This window comes from Candidatus Magnetobacterium casense, from assembly GCF_019173545.1.
GTDB lineage: Bacteria > Nitrospirota > Thermodesulfovibrionia > Thermodesulfovibrionales > Magnetobacteriaceae > Magnetobacterium > Magnetobacterium cryptolimnobacter.
Genome location: NZ_JABXWD010000427.1, coordinates 1 through 2,693, shown reverse-complemented (window position 1 = coordinate 2,693; position 2,693 = coordinate 1). Strand labels below are relative to the sequence as shown.

At 48.9% G+C, this 2,693-nt stretch carries 3 protein-coding genes; 1 reads left to right on the top strand and 2 read right to left on the bottom strand.

Annotated elements, in window-relative coordinates; all coding sequences use genetic code 11:
• Nucleotides 1-185 precede the first annotated feature (185 nt).
• Nucleotides 186-731, top strand: coding sequence for a GNAT family N-acetyltransferase (locus tag HWQ67_RS15845; RefSeq protein WP_218253656.1), 546 nt, complete (start codon nt 186-188; stop codon nt 729-731).
• A 17-nt stretch (nt 732-748) separates the two neighbouring features.
• Here HWQ67_RS15845 and HWQ67_RS15840 read toward each other — a convergent pair whose 3' ends face one another.
• Both HWQ67_RS15840 and HWQ67_RS15835 read right to left on the bottom strand, forming a co-directional pair.
• On the bottom strand, nt 749-1,240 hold the full coding sequence (locus HWQ67_RS15840) for a universal stress protein (protein ID WP_218253655.1): 492 nt from the start codon (nt 1,238-1,240) through the stop codon (nt 749-751).
• Between the two features lie 23 nt (nt 1,241-1,263).
• Nucleotides 1,264-2,247: a hypothetical protein gene (locus HWQ67_RS15835; RefSeq protein ID WP_218253654.1), complete on the bottom strand. Its 984-nt coding sequence runs from the start codon at nt 2,245-2,247 to the stop codon at nt 1,264-1,266.
• Nucleotides 2,248-2,693: the final 446 nt, after the last annotated feature.

The following is a 2,693-nucleotide window of genomic DNA, read 5'->3' as shown; positions in this document are numbered from 1 at the left end:
TATAGAGCGTTTCGATTGCATGCGATACAAAGAAAGAAAGGGGCGGCTCCGCCCCCCTTCAGAACCCCCCGCAAGGGGACCAGTCCCCTTGACCCCGTAAAAATGCCATGTATATTGTATTTAATCCAATCGAAACGTGCTATAATATATCTATATAGAAGAATTCTATGTTGGAGGGTTAGGTTATGATAGACAAGTTTAACGAGTTAATCACTTTAACCAATTCAAAGACATTTCTGAACAAGAAAAACGAGCCGTTTTGCATACGTCCTTTTGATAAGACCATGTACGACGCCTTAATTGAGACATACCTCGCCTACGAACCAAAAAACTCCTTTAACGGCCTTCCGCCCATTGCAGAGTCGGCCTGCATCCAGTGGGTCAATGACATGATCCGTAGCGGATTAAATGTGCTCGCCCTTTCCATGGATAACACCATATTGGGTCACTCGGCGCTGTTTACCGTAAGCACGAAGTTGTGCGAGTTTTTTGTTGCGGTTTCGTCCATGTACCAAAACATCGGCATTGGTACGCAACTGACCAGGTCGGTTATCGATGTCTCAAACGACCTCGGATTTGATAAGATATGGCTGTCAGTGGCGTCATCAAATCTGAGGGCAATGCACGTGTACCTCAAGTGCGGCTTTGATTACATATCCAAGGGATGCTTTGATGACATGGAAATGATCCTGGACCTCGATTGTTACCGTAAAAAGACATCGCAGAGATAAGGTCTCATAATAGTTCTTTATTCGACGACCCAGACTGCACAGTTTTTACACTTGTGTATGAGGTTGTTTGTGGTGCTGCCGAGTATGAACTCTTCTTTTTTGGATATCCCGCGTCTGCCAACCACGATGATGCAGGCGCCGCTGTTGAGCTGTTCCCTGATGATGCTTTCCGTTATGGCTGACTGCTTGCTCATGACCACACTTGTGGACAAGGCGTCATCGGCAAATCCGGCCTCTGCCAGCATGTTGCGGTAGCCCTGGAGCATCTTCTGTTTCTCCCCAATGAGGAACTTGGCCCATTCCCTGGACTCTTCCTCGGAGACAAAGGCATCGTCTTCAAGCAGCACGGCAATGTGGCATATGTGTGCGCTAAATCCAGGCACCCCTCCGAGCAATTCGCCCACAAAACGTATGGCGCGCCGTGAGTGCTCGTTGTCATCCACGGCTATCAGGAGCCGTCTGGCCTTGATCAATGTAAACATATCAAATCTAACGTTTGTGTCATTCATAGCACGCGGCTCCTTGGTCTCACTTACGTGAGCTTATCTCTTGCCTCCAGGAGGTCCTCCAGGAACTCCGCAACGGTGTCATAGAAGACGTTGGCCCCGTTGGAGAAGTGCAGAAGCACCAGGTTTAATGCGTCAGCAATGTAGGGGTAGACCTTCCTGAGATTGACCAGGCGGTTTTGAAAGACGATGTTCATGTCCTCCTCACTGAGACGTTGCAAGAGTTGCGGGTTGTTTGTCTGAAGCGTTTGGACAGTGACATCGCCGCCGGCCACGACGAAGGTCAGGATGTTGCCAAGGCCAAAGAGGTCATAGCCAAACCTGTTCTGAACGTTTAAAAAGGTATAGTCAAAGTCAATCCAACGCCCCTTACCACTGTTGCTATCCATGATAATGTGATCGCGCCTGATGTCGCCGTGTTTTTCGTCGCAGCCATGCAAGAACCCGATGGCCTGCACCAGGGCAATGAACTCGTCGATGACCTGCCGGAGATTGGTGTGATAATATTTTTCGTGCCCCTTGTTTAGTGACAGGACGTGGGCCGAAAAGTTTACCCCCCTGATGTAGTCTAACACCCGGATGATGTTACCCGCTGAATCCTTGACCGCAAAGCCTTGCATAAATCGCTCGTTACCGGCAACCTTGCCCAGGATACGCGCCTCCTTCTGCGGACTCCTCACACAGTCAAAGACAATTCCGCCGATGTTGGCGTTGTATCTTTCGTGAAACACCATCTTGATTATCTTTTCGCTGCCATCGACAAGGTCTATGGCCTTTCTGACCCAGAACTTTGGTTCATCTTCAATGCCAAAGCGTCCCTCCTTCTGGTTGTTTCGCATCAGGTATGGCCTACCCCCCAATAGGAGGACATCGTCGTATTCGATCTTGAAAAAGTCCGACGTATCCTCCATGAGCCTTATCCTCCGTGGCACCCGCGCATCAGCCACGTAATGGGCTATCATACGTCTGAGGTCATCCGTGTCGTAGGAGCAGGACTCGGCTGATGTCATAACCCTATACCTGAAAGCCTATGAGAAGAAAGAAGGGAGGCGGCTCTGCTTCTTGGCGCTCCAGGTCGCACCTGGCCTCCCTCAGACCCACCCCGCAAGAGGGCTAACCCCCCCACTGAGCCGGGGGTCGCTGACCCCTTGACCCCATAATACTCAATCTAAAGTTTATATGAAAATTTCTGTCCATATCCTTATTTGGTAAAATATAGTATAACCTAAAGATGAAAGTTGTGCAATGATTTTTTGCAGAAAGCATTTTTTTGGTTCCTTCTTATTTCATATGGGCAACTCAACTTAAGACTAGCGACCAACGGGAGCGGGTAGTGCAATCTACCGCCTTACCCTTTATATGCTTCCCCTCAAAAACAGCAGATATTAAATGGAACATGTCAAGCCTTACCATAGGCGGGATTGCTAATCTTACCCACTCACTTTGAGAAAGAGCC